The sequence below is a fragment of the Streptomyces sp. BBFR2 genome (assembly GCF_044497305.1).
Taxonomy (GTDB): Bacteria; Actinomycetota; Actinomycetes; order Streptomycetales; family Streptomycetaceae; genus Streptomyces.
Genome location: NZ_CP172415.1, coordinates 6809476 through 6833531, shown reverse-complemented (window position 1 = coordinate 6833531; position 24056 = coordinate 6809476). Strand labels below are relative to the sequence as shown.

The following is a 24056-nucleotide window of genomic DNA, read 5'->3' as shown; positions in this document are numbered from 1 at the left end:
ACCGCGCGCGGACGGGACCGCGGACCGGGGCGACTGGCGCGTGCGCCTCGTCCGCAGCCCTCAGCGGGCCCCGACCGACCGGGGCCCGCTGAGGCGTTGGCACACCGGGGCGCGCGGCGTCGGCCGACACGCCGTCAGCGACGGCCGGCCGGGTGAGAGCGACCGGCTGAACGGCGGACTGACGGGCCATCGGGTCTTCGCCATGGACGGATGAGCGTATATGTCTTGTTATCGGCAGGAATCTGCTCACAGTCTGCCGAGCCGACCTCACCGATGGCTTTCGGAGGCACCCGATGCCCTTGCGCAGTTCCGGACCCGTCCGCCGTGCGTTCCCCGCCACGGCCGGGACCCTCACCCTCCTCACCGCGCTGGCCCTGCCGCTCGCGCTGCCCGCCGCCGCGGCCGCGGCCACCGGGGGCGGCACCGCGGCCGCCGGGAGTGACAAGGAACCCGCCCACCCCGACCAGGACTGGATGGGCTCCACCATCGCCGCCCACGAGGGAGGTGACCGGGCCGGCGGCCAGGATACGGACGACCAGGACACGGACGAGCAGGGCACGTCGGAGTCCAGCTCACTCGCGTCGGTCGAGGGCGTCGACGTCTCCAGCCACAACGGCAACGTCGGCTGGGCCGCGCTGCGGCAGGGCGGAGTGCGCTTCGCGTACGTCAAGGCGACCGAGGGGACCACGTACAAGAACCCGTACTTCACCCAGCAGTACAAGGGGGCGTACGACGCGAAGATCATCCATGGCGCGTACCACTTCGCGCTGCCGGACCACTCCAGCGGCGCGGCGCAGGCGAAGTACTTCGCGAAGCAGGGCGGCGCCTGGTCGAAGGACGGCAGGACGCTGCCCGGGGCGCTGGACCTGGAGTACAACCCCTACGGGGCGACCTGTTACGGCAAGAGCGCCGCCGCGATGGTCGACTGGATCGCGGACTTCACCAAGACCTACCGCGCCGCGACCAAGCGGGACGCCGTCATCTACACCTCCACCAACTGGTGGAAGCAGTGCACCGGGAACTCCAAGAAGTTCGGGAAGACCAATCCGCTGTGGGTCCCGCGGTACGGCTCGTCCGTGGGCGCGCTGCCGGCCGGCTGGTCGTTCCAGACCATCTGGCAGTACACCTCCAGCGGGAAGACGGTCGGTGACCGCGACCGTTTCAACGGCTCGCTCAGCCGGCTCCAGGCACTCGCCAACGGCTGACGTCCGCACCGGACGCGACGACGGCCGGCTCCCGGCGCCCGAGACGGCGCCGGGAGCCGGCCGTCCGCCGTGTCGGGGCGGTGGCCGCGGATTTTTTTTCCGGGCTTTCGCGCACGTCAGCCCTCATCTTCGAACAATACGCGGTGACTTCACCCGCGGGAGGTACAACCCTTTTCCGGTGAGCGGCGTCCAACTCTGCGAAATGACCACGCGAAGGAACCACCACCCGACGGGGGTATTCCCATGCAGCGTTCCCGTGTCCTGGCCGGCTCCGCCGTTCTGGCGCTGGCAGCACTGACTTCCCTGGCCACCACCGCGACCGCTTCCGCGGCGCCCGCCCCGAAAGGCGCGACGTACAACGGTGCCTGCGGCAGCGGATACAGCGTCGTGAATTCCGCGGAGATCACCGGAAAAGGCACCGTCTTTCTCACCTACAGCGGCACGACCGGCAAGAACTGCGTGGTGACGGTACGCGCGGCCACCGGCAGCCCGGTCGAGATCTCCACCTATCTCGGACCGTCCGACGGCAGTTCCGAGCCGGTCTTCGACGACGGTCTCTTCACCAGTTACGCAGGCCCGGTCTATTTGGCGGCGAAGGGCCGTTGCGTGGACTGGGGCGGCGCGATCGAGAACGTCAGCGTCAATGTCAACGGTACGAATTGCGGGAAACTCGCACCCGGAATCGTCACCCATAGCTGAACGAGCCGGGCGGCGGATTCCGGGGCCGGTGCCCGGAATCCGCCGCCCCTCTTTGCGCGCCGCTACCGGGCGCCGGGGGAATTCTCCGCCGCGCGGGCGATATTACGCGCCATACCGCCGAACACCACGGCGTGGAAAGGCGCGACGGACCACCAGTAGGCGTGTCCGGCCAGTCCGCGCGGATGGAACAGGGCGCGCTGGCCGTAGACGGTACGGCCGCGGGCGTCCCGGCCGACGGTCAACTCCAGCCAGGCCAGGCCCGGCAGCCGCATCTCGGCGCGCAGCCGCAGCAGCCGGCCGGGGACGATCTCCTCGACGCGCCAGAAGTCGAGGGAGTCGCCGGCCCGCAGCCGGGCGGCGTCGCGGCGGCCACGGCGCAGCCCGACGCCGCCGGCCAGCCGGTCCAGGAGTCCGCGCAGTGCCCAGGCCGCGGGGAACGAGTACCAGCCGTGCTCGCCGCCGATGCCCTCCACGACGCGCCAGAGCGCCTCGGGGGTGGCGTTCACCAGGCGCCGGCGGCGGTCCGTGTAGAGGCTGCCGCCCGCCCAGTCGGGGTCGGTGGGCAGCGGTTCGGCGGGGGCTCCGGGGACCGCGGCGCCGGTCCAGCGGGTGGCGACCTTGGCCTCCTTGATCCGGCGCAGCGCCAGGGCCAGCGCCTCGTCGAGCGGGAGCGGGCATCCGGGCGGGTCGGGGACGTACCGGGCGATGTCGTGTTCCTGGCAGACGACCTCGTGGCGCAGCGATTCGGCGAGCGGCCGGGCGATGCCGCTCGGGACCGGGGTGATCAAGCCGACCCAGTGGCTGGACAGGCCCGGGGTGAGCACCGGGACGGGGACGATGAAGCGGCCCGGCAGCCCGGCGACGCGGGCGTAGCGCTGCATCATGTCGCGGTAGGTGAGGACGTCCGGGCCACCGATGTCGAAGGAGCGGCAGACGTCGTCGGGCAGGTCGGCGCAGCCGACGAGGTAGCGCAGGACGTCGCGGACGGCGATGGGCTGGATACGGGTGGCGACCCAACTGGGCGTGACCATCACCGGGAGGCGTTCGGTGAGGTAGCGGAGCATCTCGAACGAGGCGGATCCGGAGCCGATGATCACCGCGGCGCGGAGGACGGCGGTGGGGACGCCGGAGTCGAGCAGGGTGTCGGCGACCTCGGCGCGGGAGCGCAGGTGCGGGGAGAGGTCCTCGCGCGGGACGCCGGGCGGGGTGAGGCCGCCGAGGTAGACGAGGCGGCGGAGCCCGGCGGCGCGGGCCTCCTGGGCGAAGATCCGGGCGGCGCGCCGGTCGGTCTCCTCGAAGGTGGCGCCGGTGCCGAGGGCGTGCACCAGGTAGTAGGCGGTGTCCACCCCGTCGAGCGCGCCGCGGACGGAGGCGACGTCGGTGATGTCGCCCTCGTAGATCTCGGTGCGCCCCGCCCAGGGGTGGTCGCGCAGCTTCTGCGGGGTGCGGGCCAGGGCCCGGACCGCGTATCCGGCGTCCAGCAGCTCCGGGACGAGGCGTCCGCCGATGTATCCGGTGGCGCCGGTGACCAGCGCGAGGGGGCGCGTCGGCGGGGTGCGGGCGCCCTGGTCCGGGCCGGACGCTGCGGTGTCGGCCATGGGCCGTGCCTCCTGACGGGGCGGATACCGGGCCGTGCGGGCGGCGACGGCCGCACCGCCCCACCCGGCTCAGTGTGGCATCGGGCGTGGCGGACGGCAGGGCGGGACGGGGCGGCGGAGGGCCGTGGCACTCCTGGTGCGGCGCCGGCTTCCCGGTCGCCCGCCGGGGGAGCCGGGCCTGGTCCCGCCGGGGGGTGAGGTGTGCGGGACCCTGGGCTCGGGCACGGTGAGCGGGCCAGGGCGGAGGCTCCGGCGCGGCCCGTCCCCGGAGCCCAGGTGGCGGCGAGGCGCGGCCGATCAGCGGAGCCGCGCACGGGCTCGGGCACGGGCACAGGCGCAGGCACAGGCCCGGGCACGGCGAGCGAGCCGTGTCCGCGGCTCCGGTGAGGCCTGTGCCCGGGGCGCCTGGTGGCAGGCGAAGCATGGCCGGTCAGCCGGGCCCCGCACGCGGCGCCCCGGGCTCGGGCCACGCCGGGCTCGGGCACGGGCACAGGCCCGGGCACGGCGAGCGAGCCGTGTCCGCGGCTCCGGTCCGGCCCGCCCCGGGACGCCTGGTGGCAGGCGAAGCATGGCCGGTCAGCAGGGCCCCGCACGCGGCGCCCCGGGCTCGGGCCACGCCGGGCTCGGGCCACGTCAGGCTCGGGCCACGTCGGCTGCTCCGGCTCGGCCCGCCCCCGGAGCGCCCGGTTGCAGGCGAGGCCTGGCCGGTCAACGGGGCCCGGCCGCCCCACCGCCCCCGCACAGCGTCGATACGGGAGGACGTGCCCCTGCCGCTCCCGACGGTGCCTACCGGGAAGACGCGCCGAGGGAAGACGGCATCCGGAGAACTCAGCCCGCTCGGCACGGTGTCGGAGGCGGCGCCCAGGGCCGGAGCGGGGTCACGGCGGAGGGTCGTCGTTCCGGGGCGGGACGGGGTCGTCCTCCTCGGGGTAGCCGTCGTGGCCCGGGTCGAGGTCCAGCATGTCCAGCAGCAGGGACAGCTCTCCCGCGTCCCGGGCGCGGCCGGCCAGTGCGGACCGGGCCCGCCGGCGTTCCTCGTCGCGTGTGATGCGGCGGGGCGCGGGCCCGTCGGGCGTGCGGTGTTCATCGGTCACCGCTGCATTCTGGGCCGGCGCCGGCCCGGTCGCCCGCCGGGCGGGGCGTCGCTGCGCCGCCCAGGCCGTATCCGTGGCCCGGCCGGGTGACGGCCCCGGCTCCCGGCCGGGCCACGGGCCGCGCGGATGCGGGGCGCCGGAGCCGGGGCGATGCTGGAGCCGACGGGGATCGTCGTGAGGGAGGATGACCCATGTCCATGCTCGACAAGCTCAAGTCCATGCTCAAAGGCCACGAGGAACAGGCCGGTAAGGGCGTCGACAAGGCCGGCGACTACGCCAACGAGAAGACCCAGGGCAAGTACAGCGGTCAGATCGACAAGGGCCGCCAGCGCCTGAAGGACGAGTTCGGCGGGGGCGACAAGGGCCAACCGCCGCAGTCCTGATCCCCGGGCCGCGCCCGACACCGCGCCCGCCCCTTCCGTGGCCCCGAGCGGGCACCCCGGGCGCGGCCGTACGGGCGGCGCACACCCGGACGAGCTGCCCGCGCCGGGCTCCCGGAGCGCCGGAGCACTGCGCGCCCCGAGCCCCGCGCATCCCGGCTCCGGCCACGCCCGGGCCATACGCCCCCCGGGACATGCCCGCACCCGGCACCTGCACGTATCCGGAAGACCCGCGCGTACCTGAGACCTCACGTACCAGGCTCTACGCATACGCACCCCGGCCACGCCCAGGGCCTGTGCGCGCCAAGCCTCGCCGGTGTCGGTTCTGGCACGCCCAGGACCCGTACGCGCCGAGCCCCGCGCATGCGGCTTCGGCCACACCAGGACCCGTACGCGCCGAGCCCCGCGCATGCGGCTTCGGCCACGCCAGGACCCGTACGCGTCCAGCCCCGCGCATGTCACCTTCGGGCAAACCGGCGGCATGACCGGAGATATGGGCGCCCCGAAGCGTACGCATGCCCGAAGACCTGAGCCCGCCAGAGCCCGCGCGCAGCGCTCTTCACGCGTCCGCGTCCGCGTCCCCGGCCACGCCCGGGTCCTGTACGCGTGCCCAAACCCCACGCCTCCCCAGGCCCCGCACACGGACCCACGGCGTCGGCCGCACCGGATCTACTCCCCCGTGATCTCCAGCCCCCGCAGCGGCCGGGTGTCCAGGACGGTGCCGCCCGCGGCGAGATCGCGTGGGAGGTCCGCGGCGGTGACTCCGGCGAGGTGGAGGGCCGCCTCCTCGCCCTCGGCGGCATGATCACGCCGACGGCGGCGGACCTCGATGGCGGTGACCGTCACCTCGCGCGGGCCGGTGGGCAGCGGCAGGCTCCCCCGCTGCCCGGTACGTATCGCACCGGACGTGACGTGCCCGGTGAACACCACACCGCGCACGGGTACGACGAAGACCTCCGCGACGGTGAAGCGGAACGGCCCGGTGACCGGCGGCGGTCCGTCGCCGCCGCGCCTGCTGAAGATCCCCATGCCCGCGATCCTCGCACACCCGTCCGACAATGCCCGGAGTTTTCCACACCGGCCCAGCTCGGCCCCGTACTTCAGGTCTGCTGACGGCACCGGCCACACCCCGCCCGCGCACCGCGGCCCGGCCCGGAGCGCCCGCGCCCCTGAGACCCGCGCCGCGCCGAGCCCGGCCGCACGGCGTACGAGGCACGCCCCACGAGGACCACGAACCACGCCCCCGCGCATACGACGGCGCCCGCCCCGCGTGTGCGGGGCGGGCGCCGTGGTGGGCCGGGCTCAGGCCTCGACGCGGATCTTCTCCGCCTGCGGGCCCTTCTGGCCCTGGGTGACCTCGAACGTCACCTTCTGGCCCTCCTGGAGCTCCCGGAAGCCCTGGGCGTCGATGTTCGAGTAGTGCGCGAAGACGTCGGCGCCGCCGCCGTCCTGCGCGATGAAGCCGAAGCCCTTTTCCGAGTTGAACCACTTCACGGTTCCGCTGGCCATATCCGTCTCCTTCGTTCAAGGGGCTCGTATCGGCTCCCGCGGTGCGGAAGCCGGAGGTGATCGCCCTGGTCCGGAGAGGTATCGCACAGAAAGAACGCCCGTGAAGGCGACACGGGCGTCCGGCACTTCGGAACCACGACAGCTGATCGGGACGCTACACCGCGTGGTGCCCGGCAGTCATCACCGTTACGGCAGTCGCGTCACGGTTCGCCTGCCGGAACGCCCCAGCGGTCCACCGAATCCCCGACCGGTCGTACGTCCGTACGGTGCCCCGGCCGGGGTGGTGGCTCAGCTCCGACGGCGGCGGTACACGGCCACCGTGAAGCCGGTGACCAGCACCGCGCCGACGCCGGTGAGCCACCAGACGCCCGGGCCCAGGCCGTCCGCCGTGCCGGAGGCGCGGCCCACCGCGGCGGCGCGCAGCACGGCCGCCCGGTCGGTGGCGCGTCGGTGGGCGGCGCGGTCGGCACGGTCGGCGGCGGGCTCACGAGGGTCCGGTCCGTCGTCGCGCGGTTCCGGGGAGGCCGTGGGCGGTCCCACGCGGTCCGGCAGCATCGCGACCGGCTCGATGTCGGGCGCGGCGTCGAAGCCCCAGTCCAGGAGCGAGCGGGCCTCCTCGTAGACCGCGTTGTTCTTGCCGGACTGCGGGTTCATGACGGTGACCAGCAGGGTCCGGCCGTCGTGGCGGGCGGCGGCGACGAGGGTGTTGCCCGCCTGCGAGGTGTAGCCGTTCTTGACGCCGATCAGGCCGGGGTAGGGCTCCACACCGTGCGAGCCGACCAGCAGCCGGTTGGTGTTCTGGATGCCGAACGAGTCCGGGCCGCCCGCCTCGGGGAACTGCGCCTCCTTGGTGCGGGCGAAGCGCGCGAAGTCCCGGTTGGTGAGCCCCGCCTTGGCGAAGAGGGTGAGGTCGTAGGCGGAGGAGTGCTGGCCGGGCGTGTCGAAGCCGTCGGCGGACTCGACGTCGGTGTCGCGGGCGCCGAGACGGTCGGCCATCGCCCGCATGTCGTCCAAGGTCGCCTCCCAGCCGCCGTTCATCGCGGCGAGGGTGCGCACCGCGTCGCTGCCGGAGTTGAGGAAGACGCCCCGCCACAGGTCGGCGACGGTGTACCGGAGGTCTTCCTTGATGCCGACGAGGGAGCTGCCGGGGATGATGCCCGACAGGTCGTCCTCGGAGACGGTGTGCACGGTCTCCTGGCCGAATTTCGGGAGCACGGCGAGGGCGAAGAGGGTCTTGAGGGTGGAGGCGGGCGGCAGTTCGCGGTGGGCGTCCTTGGCGGCGAGCACCCGGCCGTCGTCGGCGTCGGTGACCATCCAGGACAGGGCGGAGACATCGGGAGGTTCGTCGACGTCGGGTGCGGAGCGCACCTGGACGCCGGGGCGGTCGAGGCGGGCGGCGGAGACGGTGGCCGGCGCGTCGCCGGCCACGTGGGGGCCGTCCCCGGGGGTGCGGGCGGCGGCGGGCAGGGCGGAGACGGCGACGGTCGCGGCGCAAACGGCCGCTGCGGCACCGGCTTTGACGGAGGGCCAATTCGCTGACGACATGAGGCCCACGCTAGGAACCGCCCCGGGCGCGTCGCCGTCTGGAGTGCTCCATACGGTTCGTCGGCGCGGCCCGCTCCGGCGTGTCGGGTCGACGCGCGTGGACCGGGCCGGGTCGACGCGCGTCAACCCGGCCCGGAACGGGGTCACCAGATCTCGTTGACCCACTCGGGGTGGTCGATGAACGGGTTCCGGTTGTGCTGGTACTTGTCGAAGATCACCTGATTGCGGTGCTGCTCGAAGGTGTCCGGCGGGTCGGCCTGGCTCCACGCCTTGAGGACGGAGATCTTTCCGATGTTCGGGGCGGAGCCGTTGTCGACCTTGTCGTTGGGCTCCAGGTCCGGGGCGCCGTCGTCACCGTCGTAGCGGACCGCCATGTAGAGGATCATCCGGGCGACGTCGCCCTTGACCGCGTCGCGCGGTTCGAAGGAGTCGTCGTCGGTGAAGTTGCCGGGCGCCTCGCCGATCTCGGTGCCGCCGTTGTCGAAGTCCTTGTTGCCGCGGTCGCTGTTGACGGAGACGTCGGCGGGCCGCAGGTGGTGGATGTCGGTGCCGGGGCCGGTGGCGGTGCCGAAGTCGCCGTGGGACTTGGCCCAGACGTGCTCGCGGTTCCACTGGTCCGGGCTGCCGCCGTTGGAGTCCTTGCTCTGGGAGCGGCCGGTGTAGAGCAGGATGACGTTGGACTTGTTGTCCGGGTCCTCGTCGGTGTCCTTGAGGGCGTCCCAGACCTGGTCGTACGAGAGCTTGCCGGTCTGGGTGGTGCTGATGATCTTGTGCAGGCTCGCCTTCAGCTCCGGCCCGGTCTTGCCGAGGGCGTCCTTGTAGTACGTGTCGTCGTAGGCGGTGTGCGCCGCCCCGGGTATCGCCGCGTGCCCGGATGTCCGGGCGGCGGCCGGGTGGGGGGTGGCGGGGGTCGTCGCCGTGGCGGTGGCCGGGATCTGGCTGGCCAACGCGGCGGTCGCGGCCACGGCGGCCACGGCGAGCGCGGTACGGCGGCGACCTCTGCGGGTCGCGCGGGTGGTGTCCACGGAAGTGTCCTCTCCCCGAGTGGTGGTACCGGACCGCCGGTTGTGGGGGTGCGGCCGGTACCGGCCGTTGCGTGTACGGCCGGTGGGCAGCTTTCCACCGCAACAAAACCCTCAGTGTGAACGCCAGGGGGGAGTTGTGTGCGCAAGCCGTGACGGCCGGGCATTTCCTGCCCGACGGCCCCGATTGTCGTCCGCCCGGAACGGCGGTTGTGCGCCACCGGGCGGCCGTCCGACGGATGTGACATCCGGATCCGGCGGCCGCCCGACGCCCGGTCAGGCGCGCCGCAGCCCCGGCAGTGCGCGCAGTTCGCCGATGCGCAGCAGCCGGGCCAGGGCCCAGAACGCCGCCGCCATGGTGAGGCCGCCGGCCAGCAGGGTGAGGGCGGGCGCCCGGATGCCGGCGAAGCCGGTGACCGCGAGGGCGAGGAGGGCGGCGGTGCCCGCGGCGGCGGCCAGCTTTCCGTAGGTGCGGCACAGGCGCTTGCCGTCGAGCCTGCCGTGCAGCCGGCGGCGCAGCCGGACGGCGGTGAGCAGCAGCCCGGCGCCGTAGGCGACCGCGTACGCGGCGGCCATCCCGGTCACCGCCCAGCGCGGCGGCAGCAGCAGATGACAGGCGACGGCGAGGGCGATGTTGACGACGGCGATCTGGGCGGCGGTCCAGAACGGCGTCCGGGTGTCCTCGAACGCGTAGAAGCCGCGGACCAGCAGGTACTGCGCGGAGAACGGGATCAGGCCGAGGCCCAGCGCCTGGAGCATGTGTCCGGCCGGCGCGGCGGAGGCGGCGTCGACCGCGCCGTGGGCGAAGAGGAGTTGGGCGGTCTGCGGGCCGAAGGCGAGGAAGAAGAACCCGGCCGGGACGATGAGCACGCCGCTGACCCGCAGGGCGCGGGAGAGGTCGCCGCGCAGATCGTCCAGCCGGCGCTCGGCCACCGCGCGGCTCATCCGGGGCAGCAGGGCGGTGACGAGCGAGACGGTGACGAGGGACTGCGGCAGCATCCAGACCGTCTGGGCGTAGGAGTACGCGGTGAACCCGACCCCGGCGGTGGGCAGTCGCCGGTCGGCGGCGCCCGCGAGGTGGGTGACGACGGTCATCGCGGCGAGGTTGGCGAGCACCAGGAGGAGGGTCCAGCGGGCGGCGCTCAGGCTCTTGCGGAGTCCGGCGCCGCGCCAGTCGAACCGGGGCCGGAAACGGAAGCCGGACGCCCTCACGAACGGGATGAGCGCCAGGGCCTGCACGACGATGCCCGCGGTGGTGCCGATACCGAGCAGCCGTACCTGGCCGGAGGTGATGTCGGCGACCTCGTCCGGGCCGGTCAGCAGGGCGATGTAGAGGCCGAACACCGCGATGAGGACGAGGTTGTTGAGGACCGGCGTCCACATCATCGCGCCGAACTTCTGCCGGGCGTTGAGCAGTTGCCCGAGGATGAAGTACAGGCCGTGGAAGAAGATCTGCGGCAGCAGGAAGCGCGCGAAGACGACGGTGAGGTCGAAGGCCGCGTGGCTCTCCGCGCCGTCGGACGCGTAGACCGCGACGATCTGCGGTGCGGCCCACACCGCGAGCACCGTGCCGACAGCGAGGACGCTCAGCACGAGGGTGACCAGCCGCTGTTCGTGGGCGTGGCCGCCGTCCGGGTGCTCGGCGCGGGCCCGGACCAACTGCGGGACGAGGACGGAGTTGAGGGCACCGCCGATGAGGAGGGTGTAGACGCCCATCGGGACGACGCCCGCGGTGGTGTACGTGGTGGCGAGCAGCCCGGTGCCGAGGGCGGCGGCCTGGAGGGTCTGGCGGATCATGCCGGTGGCCCGGGAGACGGCGGTGCCCGCGGCCATCAGCGCGGACGAACGCAGGGCGCCGCCGGGTTTCGCGGCGGCGTGGCGGGCACGCGCGGCGGACGGCGTGCCGCCCGGGGCCGGGGCTCCGTCGGGGGCCGGTGGTATCCGCAGCGGCAGGGTGTCGTCGGGTCGCTCCTGGTTCATGGTCGTCAACCTATGCCGGGGCGCGGCCGCGGCCGGACGGAGCGGGCCGCGCGGGCGCGACCTCCGCTCCGCCCTGCGGGCGCGGGCCGGGCGCCGGACCATCGGGGTATGGCAGCTTCCACGGGTTCCGGCCGCTCCCCGGGCGGTGTGCCGCCGGTGATCGCGCCGATGCTGGCGACGGCGGGACCACTGCCGGTACCCGACGACGGCTGGGCGTTCGAGGCCAAGTGGGACGGGGTGCGGTGCACGCTGACGGTGGCGGACGACGGGACCGTACGGCCGGTGTCGCGGGCCGGGAACGAGCTGACGGCGACCTACCCGGAGCTGCTCGTCCCGGCGGACGGCGCGCGCGGGCACACTCTCGTCCTCGACGGTGAGGTGGTGGCCCCGGACCCGGCGGGGCGGCCGGACTTCGGGCTGCTGCAACGCCGGATGGGGGTGACCGACGCGCGGCGGGCGGCCCGTCTGGCGCGCAGGACGCCGGTGCGGCTGGTCCTCTTCGACGTGCTGTACCTGGACGGCCGGACGCTGCTGGCCGAGCCGTACCGGGAGCGGCGCCGGGTGCTGAGCGCTCTGGAGCTGTCCGGACCGGCCTGGTCGGTACCGGCGGCGCTGCCCGGGCACTCCGCCGAGGCGTGGGACGCGGTGGTGCGGGCGGGACTTGAGGGGGTGGTGGCCAAGCGGCTGGATTCCGCCTACACGCCCGGCGTCCGGTCGGCGGACTGGCGGAAGACGAAACGGGTGGAGACGCTGGACGTGGTGATCGGCGGCTGGACCCCGGGGCACGGCGGGCTGCGGGGGCTGCCGGGCGCGGTGCTGGTCGGCACGGACGCGCCCGAGGGGCTGCGGTTCGCCGGGGCGGTCGGGTCGGGGCTGTCGCTGCGGGAGCGGCGGGAGCTGGCCGGGTATTTGGAGGTGCTGGCCCGTACGGATCCGCCGTTCGCGGGGCCGGTGGCGGTGGCGGGCGCCCGCTGGGTCGAGCCGCGGCTGATCGCCGAGGTGACGGCGGCGTCGTGGACCGGCGCCGGGCGGCTGCGGCACCCGGTGTGGCAGCGGCTGCGGCCGGATCTGACCCGGCTGGGCTGAGGCCGGGCGCGGTCATGCCGTCGCGGTCATCCCGTACGGGGCAGCGGACGCGCGCGGTGCGGGTCGAGCAGCGGGGCGAACAGGTCGCCGTACCGGGCGAGGCGGGCGGTGATCTCGCCGAAGAGGAAGGTGAGTTGGGCCGGTTCGGTGCAGGCGGCGACCTCGTCCCAGGTGACGGGTGTGGAGACGGTGGGCGTGGCGCGGGCCCGGAGGGTGTACGCGCAGGCGGTGGTCTTGGCGGCGGCGTTCTGTGAGTAGTCGAGGAAGACCTTGCCGGGGCGCAGGTCCTTGCGCATCCTCGCGGTGACCAGGTCCGGGAGCGCGGCGGCGGCTTCGGTGGCGAGGGCGCGGGCGTAGGCGGTGGCGTCCTCGGACGGGGCGGGCTCGATGGGGGTGAGCAGGTGCAGCCCCTTGGAGCCGCTGGTCTTGACGCAGGACAGGAGCCCGTCGGCGGCGAGCCGGTCGCGCAGCCACCGGGCGACGGCGCAGCAGTCGACGAGGGTGGCGGGGGCGCCCGGATCGAGGTCGAGGACGAGGCGGTCGGCGGTGCCCGGAGTGTCGCGGGTCCACTGCGGGGCGTGCAGTTCGACGACGAGGTTGGCGGCCCACACCAGGGAGGCGAGGTCCTGGAGCAGCACCTGGCGGCCGGATTTCGCGGCGCGGGACGGCACCTCGCAGGTCTTCACCCATGCGGGCGTACCGGGCGGCACGTTCTTGGTGAAGAAGCGCTGGCCGCCGGGCCCGTCGGGGTAGCGCAGGAAGGAGACGGGCCGGTCGTGGAGGTGGGCGAGGAGGGCGCCCGCCGTGGTGGTGACGTAGTGCAGCACCTCGCCCTTGGTGGTGCCGGTCTCCGGATAGAGGACCTTGTCGAGGCGGGTGAGCGGAAGGCGCCGCCCCTCCACGACCGTTATCGGCGACATACGATGAGAATCCCACACAAGGGATGAATGATGCGATCTGTATGGAATGGCGCCATTTCGTTCGGCCTGGTCAGCATCCCCGTGAAGACCTACAGCGCGACGGACCGCAGCACCTCGGTCTCCTTCGTCCGTATCCACGAGAAGGACGGCGGACGCATCCAGTACCGCAAGGTCTGCGAACTGGACGGCGAGGAGGTCCCCAACGAGGAGATCGGCCGCGGCTACCGGGCCACCGACGACACGATCGTGCAGGTCACCGACGAGGACCTGTCCCATCTGCCGCTGCCCACCACGAAGACGCTGACCATCCTGGCGTTCCTGGACGCCGGTGAGATCGATCCGCTCCAGATGGACCGCGCGTACTACCTGGGCCCCAACGGTCCCACCGCCGCCAAGCCGTACACGTTGCTGCGGGAGGCGCTGGAGCACCACGGCAAGGTCGCCGTCGGCAAGGTGGCGATGCACGGGCGGGAGACGCTCGCGATGCTGCGGGCGCACGACGGGGCGATCGTGATGCACGCCCTGCTGTGGCCGGACCAGATCCGCTCGACCGCCGGGGTGGCGCCGGACGACGTGGAGATCCGCGACAGCGAACTGACGCTGGCCGAGACGTTGATGGACTCCCTGGGGGACCTCGACCCGGAGGAGTTGCACGACGACTACCGCGAGGCGGTCGAGAACCTCGTCGCCGCGAAACTGGAGGGCGGCGAACCGGCCGCCCCCGAGTCCACGGGCACCTCGGGCGGTCAGGTGATCGATCTGATGGCCGCGTTGGAGAGCAGCGTACGGGCGGCCCGCGAGGGACGCGGCGAGGAGCCGGAGGCGGCCGGGGGGTCCGGGGACGAGGAGGCCACCGTCACGCCGATCCGGGGCCGGAAGAGCGCGAAGAGCGGCGCGGGAGGAACGGAGAAGTCCGCGTCGTCGAAGTCCGCGTCGTCGGGCGGCGCCTCCGGCCGGAAAACGGCCGCGGACTCCTCCGGTTCCGCCAGCTCTTCCGGTTCCTCCGGTTCCTCCGGTTCCTCCGGCCGGAAGCGGACGGCGGCGAAGGCGTCGAGCGGCCGGACGAAGCAGACCGCCGGGTCGGGCGGTTCGGGCTCGGGGACGAAGAAGAGCGCCGCGAAGAAGACCACCGCGAAGCGCGCCACGAAGGAGAGCTCGGCACGGAAGAGCACCGGGACCTCTTCCTCCGGTGGCTCGAAGACCACGGCCAAGAAGACGTCGAAGCGCACGTCGGCGTGAGCGGCCGTGCGGCGGGGGCGGCCGTGCGGCGGGGGCGGCCGTGCGGCGGGGGCGGCCGCGCGGCGCCTGTGGTCCCGCGGAGGCCCGGCCGCCCCGGGCCGCACGCACCACGGCGGCCCGCTGTCACCGCGGCGTTCTAGAGTCGGAACATGGCTTCAGACGAGGGGAACACCCGCATCGACAGTTGGATCTGGTCGGTCCGGCTCACCAAGACCCGGTCGCTGGCGGCGGCCGCCTGCCGGGCGGGGCATGTCCGGGTCAACGGTGAGCGGGTGAAGCCCGCCTATGCCGTGCGCACCGGCGACGAGGTGCGGCTGCGGCACGCCGGGCGGGAGCGGATCGTGGTGGTCTCGCGGCTGGTGCGCAAGCGGGTGGGCGCGCCCGTCGCCGTGGAGTGCTATGTCGACAACACCCCGCCCGAGCCGCCGCGCGCCCAGGCACCGGTCGTCGCGGTCCGCGACCGGGGCACGGGCCGCCCGACCAAGCGGGACCGCCGCGAGATCGAGCAGTTGCGCGGCCGCTGAGCGGGGGTCCGGCGACTCACGGGCCGTCGAGCGCGTCCACGTACACCCAGGCGCCGTCCTCGCGGACGAAGCGGCTGTTCTCGTGCTGGCTGTCGGCCCGGCCGCGCCAGGTGGAGTGGGCGCGGAACTCCACCGTGCCCTCGGCGTGGAAGGCGCTGCCGCCGGTGGTGGCGAGGATGTCCAGGCCGGTCCACCGCCGCCCGGCGTCGAGGTCGAGTGCGGCGGGGCGGGTCGAGGAGTGCCAGGTGCGCAGCAGGTACGCGGGGTCCCCGACGGCGAAGGCGGCGTAGCGCGAGCGCATCAGCCGCTCGGCGGTCGGGGCGGCGGCGTCGCCCCGGTGGAACGGCGCGCAGCAGTCGCCGTAGACCGCGTCCCGGCCGCAGGGGCAGGGGTCGGCGGGGGCGAGGACGGGGCGGGCGGCGGGGCGACGGGGCGCGCTCTTCGGCTTCCTGGACTTCTTCGACACGCTTCGATTGTGCAGGTCCGGCGCCCGGCACCGCCCCCGGGGCCCGCCGCTCCGGGGGCGGGCCTGCATACGCGGACCGGACCCGGTCACCAGGTCGATTTCCCGTGCGGCCATATGGACGGATTCAACGACAAATCACTCTATTGCGGCTTTTCCTGGCTTGATCCGTCCTGTGAGGTTGGAAGAACTCATGGTGACCGTCCCCACCCCCCAGGAGAGAACCCTCATGATTCTGTCCATTTCCGGCGTGATCCTGCTCGGCGTCATCGTCTTCCTGTTCTTCCGCAAGGACGGCCTCAAGGCGTCGCACGCCCTGGTGTGCGCGCTCTTCGGCTTCTACCTCGCGGGCTCCGCCATCGCCCCGAGCATCAAGGCGGGCGGCGCGAGCCTCGCCAGCCTCCTGGGAGGTCTGCGGATCTAGCTCCGACACCGGCGGGCGGACCTCCCCATGGCGTGTCCGCCCGCCGGGCCCGGCCGGTGTCCGTAAGGTCACGTCCGGCCGCCGGGCACGGCCGCAGGCACCCGCCCGGCACCGCGCCCCCCCCCAGCACCGCCCCCGCCACGGCGCGCCCCACCCCGCCGTTCCCCGGCCCCGCTCCCCCGCCGGGCCGCCCCCGCCACGTACGACACCCAGGAGACCGATGTGGCCCGGCGTCCTCTGCCCCGCATCCTGACCGACCGCGCGCCGCTCCTCCGCGGCCGTGAGCTGGCGCGCACCGCAGCCGACGGCGCCGGCGACATCTTCCATCCGCTGCTCACCCTCAGCCGCGGGCTGCGCCGCCTCGCCGTCTCCGCCGCGCAGCGCTGGCGCGCCACGCCCCAGGAGCGGCGGGCCCCGATGTGCTTCCTGATCGGCGCCTGCGTCCTCGTCGTGGCGCTGGCGCCGTACGGCCCGCTGCTCGGGCTGCTCGCCCTGATGGGCGCGGCCGCCTGGACCGGACGGGACCGCTCGCCCGCGCCGACCGGTCCGGGCGAGGCGGAGTCCGCCCGGCTCCGCGCGCTGTACGAGGCGCTCGTCCCGTACTTCGGCGGGGACGGCGACCCCGATCCGCTCTACACGTACGGCGGTGACTGGGAGGCGGCGTTCGACGCGTACGCCTTCGACGACGGCGGCCGGATCGTACGGCTACGGCTGCGCTACCCGGCGTACTTCACCGACGGGGAGGCCGCCGCCCGCACCCGGATCGAGCAGGTGCTGCACGCGAAGTCGGGGCGCGGCCGGGAGTACCGCTTCGGCTGGGACGAGGAGGCGAACACGCTGACGCTGACCGTGCTGGACGCGCTGCCCACCGACATCGCCGCGCAGCGCTTCGTGACCGCGCCGGGCGAGACGGTACTCGGCTTCACCGACCCGGAGTCGGTGCGGCGCACCCTGCCGGTCACCGACGGCGAGACGGTACGGGACGAGCCGCCGGTCATCTGGCGTACCGGCCCGCGCTCGACCGAGCCGCATCTGCTGGTCCTGGGGCAGCCCGGCTCCGGCACCACCACGCTGCTGCGGTCACTGGCGCTCCAGGCGCTGGCCCACGGCGATGTGCTGATCATCGACGGCGGCGGCACCGGCGAGTTCGGCGCGCTGGCCGGGCGCAGCGGGGTGCTCGGGGTGGAGAGCGGCCCGGCGGGCGCGCTGGCGACGCTGGCGTGGGCGGCCCAGGAGACCGAGCGGCGCCTCCTCGTCACGAGCCGTGCCCGGCAGGCGGGCGAACCGGCCCCCGACGACACCCGCCGCCCCCTGTGGATCCTCGCCGACCGGCCCACCGCGCTGTCCCATCTGGCCACCGCCGAGGGCTACGACGATCCGCAGCGGCTGCTCCAGGTCCCGCTGCGGCACGGCCGCGCGGCGCAGGTCACGGTGGTGGTGGCCGAGCAGTTCGACAACGCCGGCCTGCTGAGCGATCCGGTCCGGGTACACACCACCCGCGCCCGGGTGGTGCTCGGGCCCGCGACGCCGGACGAGGTCCGCACGGTACTGGGCGCCGAGCCGCACACCACTCCGACCCCGGTGGTACCGCCCGGCCGTGGCTACGCCCTGCTGGGCGCGGGCCCGGTCCTGCGCCTGCAGGTCCCGGCGACGCCGGACCCGCACGACGAGACGGTGGGCGCGGACGAGCGGCGGGCGGTGCTGGCGCTGCTGCCGGAGCGCACCGTCCCCGCTGGGGAACGGTCGGTCGGCCGGCCGGTCCGGATGACGAAGACCTTCGCCGAGCCCGCGACCGGCGAGCAGACACCCGGGCGCGCGGCCGTCGCCGATCCGTCGCAAGGGGCCGGCCCCGCAGGCGGCGCGATCACGGTCCACGGCACGGTGCGGGCAGCGGGCGCGGAGGGCTGACCGGCCCGCCCGCGCACGTCGCACCGGAAGCCTCTGTGCGGTCGCACCGGAAGCCTCTGCTCGGCGGACCCGGCGCGTACCGGCGGCTTCGTCGTGGCCGCCGGTACGGACCGGCGGCCACGGTGCGGCCGACCCGTACGGACCGGCGGCGGCCCTGCACCCGGGGAGGCAGCCCCGGGACCGAGGCCGGCCGTCTCACCCCCGACGCACTCCGTTCAGCAGCCGCCCGCGCCGGCGCCGGATGCGGCCGACGCCGCTATGGCGATGTCGGTACCACGGCCCGCCGCCCGGTCCCCGGCGCGCTTGGCCTCCTCCAGGCCGGCGCCCCGCGCGCCCGCCGCCATCGTGGCCTCCATGCGGCGCTGCTCCAACAACTCGGCGCGCTGCTGCTTCAGTTTGCTCAGGAACGACAACATGGCCCTCGCGTTTCCTGTGTGGTGACACCCAAACATGCTGGCGAATCCACTGTACGACGGAGGTACGACAAGACCCCGCGGCACAGCGGCGTACCGCTCCAACTACCGCTGCCACGACGGGCACCCGGCCCTCTCCGCGGCCCACACCGCCCATACCCGGCAAGGAGCGGCCCCCGGCTCCGCGCCCCTGCCCGGACCTGGACGCCATGGCCCCGGGCACCCCGCGACACGACCTGCGCGAACGGCGGGGAACGCCGACACAGCACGGATGCGGGGCAGCCGCCCGCCACGCGCCGACCATCGGCGACCGCCCGTACACCCACAGCAATATGCGCGATTCATCCAGTTTTCACGTAATGCACTTGTTGGCACCGAATGTCCGACGTAGTGTCGAAAGTGTCGCGGTGGAAACGTTCTGTTGGGACGAACCGCAGAGAACGCCCTGACGGGCGCGCCGAATCGCCACCGGAGCACGGTCCGGGAAAGCCGCGGCGGCATCCGATCTCTGGAGGCAGAGATGACCTTCAAGGTGTTCTTCCCCCGCATCCGCAACGACCGTGATGGACACGGTGGCGGCGGTCGCGGTGACGACGACTACGGTCACGGCGGACGCGACGACTACGGCGGCCGCGACGGACATCACGGTCGCGACCACGACGGCCACGGTGGATGGGGAGGCGGCCACGGCGGCCGCAGGTGACCGTCCGGTCCGTTGTCGCGGATTTTGCGATATCCGTTGACGACCATATGACAGGTGTCTCGGGTCCACGGACCTGAGGCACGGGCAGAGGCGGGCCCGCGCGCACCGCGCGGGTCGGCCTCGTGATCTGCCGTCAACCACTTCCACGGTCCTGCACGCGGCCACCACCATGCGCCCCCGCAACGACCGCCGCGGCCGCGGCTGGAGGACAGCCGACCACCGTGCGGCGAAGACCCCCGAGGGCCGGAAGGACACCGACAACGGCCAGGAGCGCCGAATGGCCCACGACCGCCTGCCCGAAGCGGACCCGCTCGCCTCCTCCGCCGCACCCCCCACCCCGCCCCCGGAAGCGCCGCCCCCTTCCTCGCCGCGCATCCAACTCCCCGTCAACGCGCCCATCCTGACGCGCCATGTCGGCGCCGCGGAGGCGTTCCACCGCTTCTGGCCGCTGACCCGGGGCGACCGCCGCTGGCTGCTGACGGTGATCGGCTGCGCCATCGTCGCCGCCCTCGCCGAGACCGCCACGATCCTGCTCTTCGCCCAACTCACCGACCGGGCCCTCGCGAAGGGCTCGGTCAGCGCCTTCTGGAGTCCCGCCGCCACCTGGCTCGTTGTAGCCGTGATCGGCGCCGCCGTCGGCTATCTCGGCAACTCCCTCGCCGCCTGGACCGCGGAACGCTTCCTGCTGCGCCTGCGTGCCCGGGTGTTCTCCCATCTCCAGAAGCTGCCGCCGCATTTCTTCCAACGCAATCGCCGCGGTGACCTGGTGGAACGGCTGACCGGCGACATCGACGCCATCGAACGGCTCGTCGTCAGCGGCGTGGTGGGCGCCTCCACCGCCCTCTTCTCCACCCTCTTCTACGGCGCCGCCGCCCTCTGGCTGCGCTGGGAACTGGCCCTCGCCACCTTCATCGCCGCCCCCCTCTTCTACTTCGCCACCCGCCGTTTCACCGGCCGCATCCGCCAGGTCACCCGCCGCCAGCGGGCGGCCGACGGCGCCCTCACCTCCGTCGTCGAGGAAACGCTGGTCAACGTCGTCCTCACGCAGGCGTACAACCGCCAGCGCGACGAGGAGGAACGCCTGGTCAGGGAAGCCCAGCGCTGGCTCCGCGCCTCCGTCGCCAGCGCCCGCCTCGGCGCCCTCTACGACCAGTTCATCGAGATCCTGGAAACTCTCTGTGTGCTGTCCATCATCGGTCTGGGCGCCTGGGAGATCTCGGCGGGCCGGCTGACCCTGGGGCAGCTCCTCGCCTTCGCCGCCTTCATCGGCTACCTCTACCCGCCGATCCGCTCCCTCGGCCGCCTCGGTCTCACCGCCACCGCCGCCACCGCCGCCGCCGACCGGCTGCTGGAGATCCTCGACGCCCGCCCGGCCGTGGCCGACCCGCCCCCGGCCCGGGCCGTCCCCCTCCCGCACCGCGCCCACGGCGAACTCCGCGTGGACGACGTCACGTTCCGCTATCCGCACTCCTCCCAGCACAACGCCCTCGACTCGCTCACCTTCACCGCGCATCCCGGCGAGTTCGTGGTCGTCACCGGCCCCAGCGGCGCCGGCAAGTCCACCCTCGCCGCCCTCCTCCTGCGCTTCTACGACCCGGACGCCGGCGCCCTCTTCCTCGACGGGATCCGGATCGACCGTCTCCCCCTCGCCGACCTCCGCCGCAACATCACCCTGCTCCCCCAGGAGACCCTCGTCCTCCACGACACCATCGAGCGCAACATCGCCTGCGGCCGCGAGGCGCCCGCCCCCACCCTCGACGAGGTGGTCCGAGCCGCCCGGGCAGCCGACGCGCACGGCTTCGTCACCGACCTCCCGGACGGCTACGACACCGTCATCGCCCCGTCCACGGCGGCCCTCTCCGGCGGCCAGCTCCAGCGCGTCGCCATCGCCCGCGCCATGCTCCGCGACGCCCCGGTCCTCATCCTCGACGAGCCGACCACCGGTCTCGACACCCTCGCCGCCCAACGCATCCTGACCCCCTTGCACCACCTCGCCGCCGGCCGCACCACTCTCGTCATCACCCACGACCTCGATCTGGCCAGCACCGCCGACCACATCCTCGTCCTCGACGACGGCCACCTCACCGAATCCGGCACCCACCCCCAGCTCCTGGCCCGCGGCGGGCTGTACACGGAGCTGTTCGAAGGGCGGACGTGAGGGACGGGCGGCGACGAGCCGGACGGGCTCCGGCCCCCTTTCCCGGTCGCCACGAAGACCGGGGGAACGCCCGGAGCCCGGCCCTCACCCGGCTCAGGCCACCAGCGTCCGTACCGGCTCCACCCCGGCGGTGTGGCCGCCGGCCACCAGCCGTGCCGCGTGGGCCAGCCGGTCGGCGGCCTCCTCGGCCACCGCGCCGCCGACCGTGAACGGCACCCGTACGTATCCCTCGAACGCGCCGTCGACCCCGAAGCGCGGCCCGGACGGCACCCGGACGCCCAGCCGCTCCCCCGTCTCGGCGATCCGGGAGCCGGACAGGCCGCCGGTGCGGACCCAGAGGGTGAGGCCGCCGTGCGGGACGGTGAACTCCCAGTCGGGCAGCGCGCGGCGGAGCGCCCCGACGATCGCGTCCCGGTTGCGCCGGGCCTCCTCGCGGCGGAGGGCGACCGCCTCCTCCCAGCCGCCGGTCTCCAGCAGCGAGGCGATGGCGAGCTGTTCGAGGACGGGTGAGCCCAGGTCGGAGTAGGCGCGGGCGGCGACCAGGCTGCGGATCAGCTCGGGCGCGGCGCGCACCCAGCCGATCCGCATCCCGGCCCAGAACGCCTTGCTGGCCGAGCCGATGGTGATGACGGAGCTGCCCGCCGGGTCGAACGCGCAAACCGGGCGCGGCGGCTCCGGATCGTCGTCCAGCCGCAGCTCCGTCATGGTCTCGTCGACGACGAGGAGCGTGCCGGCCGCGCGCGCCACGTCCACCATGCGGCGGCGCTGGTCCTCGGTGGCGAGGGTGCCGGTGGGGTTGTGGAAGTCGGCGACGACGTACGCCATACGCGGCGCCGCGTCCCGCATCACCTGACGCCAGGCGGCGATGTCCCACCCGCCCAGCCGCTCGGCGAGCGCCACCGGCACCAGCCGGGCGCCCGCGTCCCGCATCAACTGAAGGATGTTGGCGTACGACGGGGAGTCGACGGCGACGCGTTCGCCGGGGCTGGTACAGAGCTTGCAGATGGCGGCGACGGCGCCCATCGCGCCGGTGGTGACCATGATCTGCTCGGGCATGGTGGGGATGCCGCGGGCGGTGTAGCGGTCGGCGAGGGCCTGGCGCAGGACGGGCAGGCCCGCGGGGTAGTCACCGTGGGTGTGGGCGTAGAGCGGCAGATCGGCCATGGCGCCCTGGACGCCGCGGGTCAGCCACGGCTCCGGGGCCGGGAGCGACGCGCAGCCCAGATCGATCATGGAGCCGCCGGCCTCCGGCGGCAGCGGCTCCAGTCCGCGGGTGGGCAGCGGGCTCCCGGCCGGTACGACGGTCCAGCTACCGGAGCCGCGGCGGGACTCCAGGAAGCCTTCGGCGCGCAGCGCCTCGTAGGCGGCGGCGACGGTGGTGCGGCTGACGCCGAGGGCGCCGGCCAGTTCGCGTTCGGCGGGCAGCCGGGCGGCGACCGGGACACGCCCTTCGAGGACGAGGAGACGGATGCCGTCGGCGAGGGTGCGGTAGGCGGGCAACCGGCGCCCGGCCGCCGCCGGTTCGGCCCCTCCCGAGTCCTGCGAGCGGAGGAGCCGGGCGAGTTGCTGAGCACCCACCGCCGAAGTCCACTGCGCCATGACGGCAGTCCACCTTTCCCGGATTGGCTCTCGATCATGGATACCGACCTGCCACATGGTGACAGGCGTCGGTCCAATCCTGCCAGGAAAGGGAAGAAACTTGTCCATCGACGAGACGCACAAGACACCGGGGCGCTTTCTGCCGCGCCGGCTCACCCAGCTCTACGCGGGGCTGGTGCTCTACGGCGTGAGCATGGGGTTCCAGTTCCGCGCCGGGCTCGGGCTGGAGCCGTGGAGCGTGCTCAACCAGGGCATCTCGCTGCACACCGGACTCTCCATGGGGACGGCCACCATCCTCACCGGCGCGCTGATCCTGCTGCTGTGGGTACCGCTGCGCCAGCGTCCCGGCCTCGGCACGGTCTCCAACGTCATCGTGCTGGGCCTGGTCATGGACGCGACACTGGCGCTCGTCCCCGTCCAGCACGCCCTGGCGATCCGCATCCCGCTGCTGATCCTCGCGGTCCTCCTCAACGGCACGGCGACCGGCCTGTACATCTCGGCGCGCTTCGGCCCGGGGCCGCGCGACGGCCTGATGACCGGACTGCACCGGCGTACGGGGCGGCCGGTGCGGCTCGTGCGGACCTGCATCGAGGTGACCGTACTGGCCGCGGGCTTCCTCCTCGGCGGCTCGGTCGGCGTGGGCACCGTCCTCTACGCGCTGGCGATCGGCCCGCTGGCGCAGTTCTTCCTGCGCCGGTTCGCGATCAAGGGGCTGCCGCCGGAGCCGTCCCGGGTGGTGGCGGGCGACGACGCCCCGTCCGCACCGGCGACAATTGCCGAGTGACCCCTGCGATACGCCTCCGCCACCCGTACCTCGACCACCCCGCGCCGCTGCCGTTCGCCCACCGCGGCGGGGCGGCGGACGGTCTGGAGAACACCGCCGCCGCGTTCCGGCGCGCGGTCGCGAGCGGCTACCGCTACCTGGAGACCGATGTCCACGCCACGTCCGACGGGCGGCTGGTCGCCTTCCACGACGCGACGCTGGAGCGGGTCACCGACGGGCGGGGCGCGATCGGGGAGCTGCCGTGGCGGGCGGTGCGCACCGCCCGGGTCGCCGGGCGCGAGCCGCTGCCGCTCTTCGAGGAGCTGCTGGCGGAGTTCCCCCAAGCGCGCTGGAACGTCGATCTGAAGGCGGAGGCGGCGCTGGAGCCGCTGGTGGAGCTGGTGCGGCGGACGGACGCGTGGGACCGGGTGTGCGTCGGCTCGTTCTCCGAGGCGCGGGTGGCCCGGGCCCAGCGGCGGGCCGGTCCGCGGCTGGCGACATCGCTGGGCACCCGGGGCGTGGCCGGACTGCGGCTGCGCTCGCTGGGCCCGGCGCCGCTGCCGCTGGACCGGCTGCTGGGCGCGGCGGTGCGGCGCAGCGCGGTGTGCGTGCAGGTCCCGGAGCGGCAGTCGGGCATCCCGGTGGCCGACCGGCGGTTCGTCCGCGCGGCGCACGCGCTGGGGCTCCAGGTGCATGTGTGGACGGTGAACGACCCCGGCCGGATGGCAACTCTGTTGGATCTTGGAGTGGATGGCATCATGACCGATCACATCGACACACTGCGTGCGGTGCTGACCGGACGGAACGCCTGGATCTGACCCCCC

Annotated in this window: 23 protein-coding genes; 12 read left to right on the top strand and 11 right to left on the bottom strand. The window is 73.9% G+C overall.

The window, feature by feature from the left end; all coding sequences use genetic code 11:
• Nucleotides 1-293 precede the first annotated feature (293 nt).
• Together ACGH2B_RS28290 and ACGH2B_RS28285 are read left to right on the top strand one after the other, a co-directional pair.
• The gene (locus tag ACGH2B_RS28290; protein ID WP_399095880.1) at nt 294-1205 is read left to right on the top strand and encodes a lysozyme; all 912 of its coding nucleotides are present in this window, start codon (nt 294-296) and stop codon (nt 1203-1205) included.
• A 243-nt stretch (nt 1206-1448) separates the two neighbouring features.
• Nucleotides 1449-1904 carry a spore-associated protein A gene (locus ACGH2B_RS28285; protein ID WP_399095877.1) on the top strand — a complete coding sequence of 152 codons (456 nt, stop codon included), beginning with the start codon at nt 1449-1451 and terminating at the stop codon, nt 1902-1904.
• A 62-nt stretch (nt 1905-1966) separates the two neighbouring features.
• On the opposite strand, the gene ACGH2B_RS28280 is transcribed toward ACGH2B_RS28285, so the two are convergent.
• Together ACGH2B_RS28280 and ACGH2B_RS28275 are read right to left on the bottom strand one after the other, a co-directional pair.
• Nucleotides 1967-3502 (bottom strand): SDR family oxidoreductase, encoded by a 1536-nt coding sequence (locus ACGH2B_RS28280; RefSeq protein ID WP_399095874.1) that lies wholly within the window; start codon nt 3500-3502, stop codon nt 1967-1969.
• Between the two features lie 878 nt (nt 3503-4380).
• Nucleotides 4381-4596: a hypothetical protein gene (locus tag ACGH2B_RS28275; protein WP_399095871.1), complete on the bottom strand. Its 216-nt coding sequence runs from the start codon at nt 4594-4596 to the stop codon at nt 4381-4383.
• Between the two features lie 191 nt (nt 4597-4787).
• Here ACGH2B_RS28275 and ACGH2B_RS28270 point away from each other — a divergent pair, with 191 nt between their 5' ends.
• Entirely contained in the window at nt 4788-4979 is a 192-nt protein-coding gene (locus ACGH2B_RS28270; protein ID WP_399095869.1) for an antitoxin, read from the top strand.
• A 666-nt stretch (nt 4980-5645) separates the two neighbouring features.
• Here ACGH2B_RS28270 and ACGH2B_RS28265 read toward each other — a convergent pair.
• The 5 genes from ACGH2B_RS28265 to murJ all read right to left on the bottom strand — a co-directional run bounded on the left by ACGH2B_RS28265 (nt 5646) and on the right by murJ (nt 11032).
• Nucleotides 5646-6005: a hypothetical protein gene (locus ACGH2B_RS28265; protein WP_399095866.1), complete on the bottom strand. Its 360-nt coding sequence runs from the start codon at nt 6003-6005 to the stop codon at nt 5646-5648.
• Nucleotides 6006-6278: 273 nt separating this feature from the next.
• A complete protein-coding gene (locus ACGH2B_RS28260) occupies nt 6279-6485 on the bottom strand; it encodes a cold-shock protein (RefSeq protein ID WP_399095863.1) in 207 nt (68 codons plus the stop codon).
• Between the two features lie 288 nt (nt 6486-6773).
• Nucleotides 6774-8030: a D-alanyl-D-alanine carboxypeptidase family protein gene (locus ACGH2B_RS28255; protein ID WP_399095860.1), complete on the bottom strand. Its 1257-nt coding sequence runs from the start codon at nt 8028-8030 to the stop codon at nt 6774-6776.
• A gap of 143 nt (nt 8031-8173) precedes the next feature.
• Entirely contained in the window at nt 8174-9055 is an 882-nt protein-coding gene (locus tag ACGH2B_RS28250; protein WP_399095857.1) for an endonuclease I family protein, read from the bottom strand.
• A 273-nt stretch (nt 9056-9328) separates the two neighbouring features.
• Entirely contained in the window at nt 9329-11032 is a 1704-nt protein-coding gene (murJ, locus tag ACGH2B_RS28245) for a murein biosynthesis integral membrane protein MurJ (RefSeq protein ID WP_399095854.1), read from the bottom strand.
• A gap of 108 nt (nt 11033-11140) precedes the next feature.
• On the opposite strand from murJ, the gene ligD (ACGH2B_RS28240) reads away from it, so the two are divergent.
• Nucleotides 11141-12118 (top strand): non-homologous end-joining DNA ligase, encoded by a 978-nt coding sequence (ligD, locus tag ACGH2B_RS28240; protein WP_399095851.1) that lies wholly within the window; start codon nt 11141-11143, stop codon nt 12116-12118.
• Between the two features lie 26 nt (nt 12119-12144).
• On the opposite strand, the gene ligD (ACGH2B_RS28235) is transcribed toward ligD (ACGH2B_RS28240), so the two are convergent.
• Nucleotides 12145-13038 carry a non-homologous end-joining DNA ligase gene (ligD, locus tag ACGH2B_RS28235; RefSeq protein WP_399095848.1) on the bottom strand — a complete coding sequence of 298 codons (894 nt, stop codon included), beginning with the start codon at nt 13036-13038 and terminating at the stop codon, nt 12145-12147.
• Between the two features lie 30 nt (nt 13039-13068).
• On the opposite strand from ligD (ACGH2B_RS28235), the gene ACGH2B_RS28230 reads away from it, so the two are divergent.
• Entirely contained in the window at nt 13069-14277 is a 1209-nt protein-coding gene (locus ACGH2B_RS28230; protein WP_399097389.1) for a Ku protein, read from the top strand.
• A gap of 149 nt (nt 14278-14426) precedes the next feature.
• A complete protein-coding gene (locus tag ACGH2B_RS28225; protein ID WP_399095845.1) occupies nt 14427-14801 on the top strand; it encodes an RNA-binding S4 domain-containing protein in 375 nt (124 codons plus the stop codon).
• A 16-nt stretch (nt 14802-14817) separates the two neighbouring features.
• On the opposite strand, the gene ACGH2B_RS28220 is transcribed toward ACGH2B_RS28225, so the two are convergent.
• Nucleotides 14818-15267, bottom strand: coding sequence for a YchJ family protein (locus tag ACGH2B_RS28220; protein ID WP_399095843.1), 450 nt, complete (start codon nt 15265-15267; stop codon nt 14818-14820).
• 226 nt (nt 15268-15493) lie between these two features.
• Here ACGH2B_RS28220 and ACGH2B_RS28215 point away from each other — a divergent pair, with 226 nt between their 5' ends.
• Nucleotides 15494-15688 carry a hypothetical protein gene (locus ACGH2B_RS28215; protein WP_345081089.1) on the top strand — a complete coding sequence of 65 codons (195 nt, stop codon included), beginning with the start codon at nt 15494-15496 and terminating at the stop codon, nt 15686-15688.
• Nucleotides 15689-15910: 222 nt separating this feature from the next.
• A complete protein-coding gene (locus ACGH2B_RS28210; protein ID WP_399095840.1) occupies nt 15911-17596 on the top strand; it encodes an FtsK/SpoIIIE domain-containing protein in 1686 nt (561 codons plus the stop codon).
• Nucleotides 17597-17811: 215 nt separating this feature from the next.
• Here the strand turns inward: ACGH2B_RS28210 and ACGH2B_RS28205 are convergent, their stop codons facing one another.
• Nucleotides 17812-18012, bottom strand: a complete 201-nt coding sequence (locus ACGH2B_RS28205) for a hypothetical protein (RefSeq protein WP_399095837.1) — start codon at nt 18010-18012, stop codon at nt 17812-17814.
• A gap of 517 nt (nt 18013-18529) precedes the next feature.
• On the opposite strand from ACGH2B_RS28205, the gene ACGH2B_RS28200 reads away from it, so the two are divergent.
• The gene (locus tag ACGH2B_RS28200; RefSeq protein WP_399095834.1) at nt 18530-18712 is read left to right on the top strand and encodes a hypothetical protein; all 183 of its coding nucleotides are present in this window, start codon (nt 18530-18532) and stop codon (nt 18710-18712) included.
• Nucleotides 18713-18989: 277 nt separating this feature from the next.
• Nucleotides 18990-20870, top strand: a complete 1881-nt coding sequence (locus ACGH2B_RS28195) for an ABC transporter ATP-binding protein (protein ID WP_399095831.1) — start codon at nt 18990-18992, stop codon at nt 20868-20870.
• Between the two features lie 93 nt (nt 20871-20963).
• On the opposite strand, the gene ACGH2B_RS28190 is transcribed toward ACGH2B_RS28195, so the two are convergent.
• Nucleotides 20964-22469, bottom strand: coding sequence for a PLP-dependent aminotransferase family protein (locus ACGH2B_RS28190; protein WP_399095828.1), 1506 nt, complete (start codon nt 22467-22469; stop codon nt 20964-20966).
• A 193-nt stretch (nt 22470-22662) separates the two neighbouring features.
• On the opposite strand from ACGH2B_RS28190, the gene ACGH2B_RS28185 reads away from it, so the two are divergent.
• Both ACGH2B_RS28185 and ACGH2B_RS28180 read left to right on the top strand, forming a co-directional pair.
• Nucleotides 22663-23253, top strand: coding sequence for a YitT family protein (locus tag ACGH2B_RS28185; RefSeq protein WP_399097386.1), 591 nt, complete (start codon nt 22663-22665; stop codon nt 23251-23253).
• Entirely contained in the window at nt 23250-24050 is an 801-nt protein-coding gene (locus ACGH2B_RS28180) for a glycerophosphodiester phosphodiesterase (RefSeq protein ID WP_399095825.1), read from the top strand. The genes ACGH2B_RS28185 and ACGH2B_RS28180 overlap by 4 nt, the downstream gene beginning before the upstream one ends.
• Nucleotides 24051-24056: the final 6 nt, after the last annotated feature.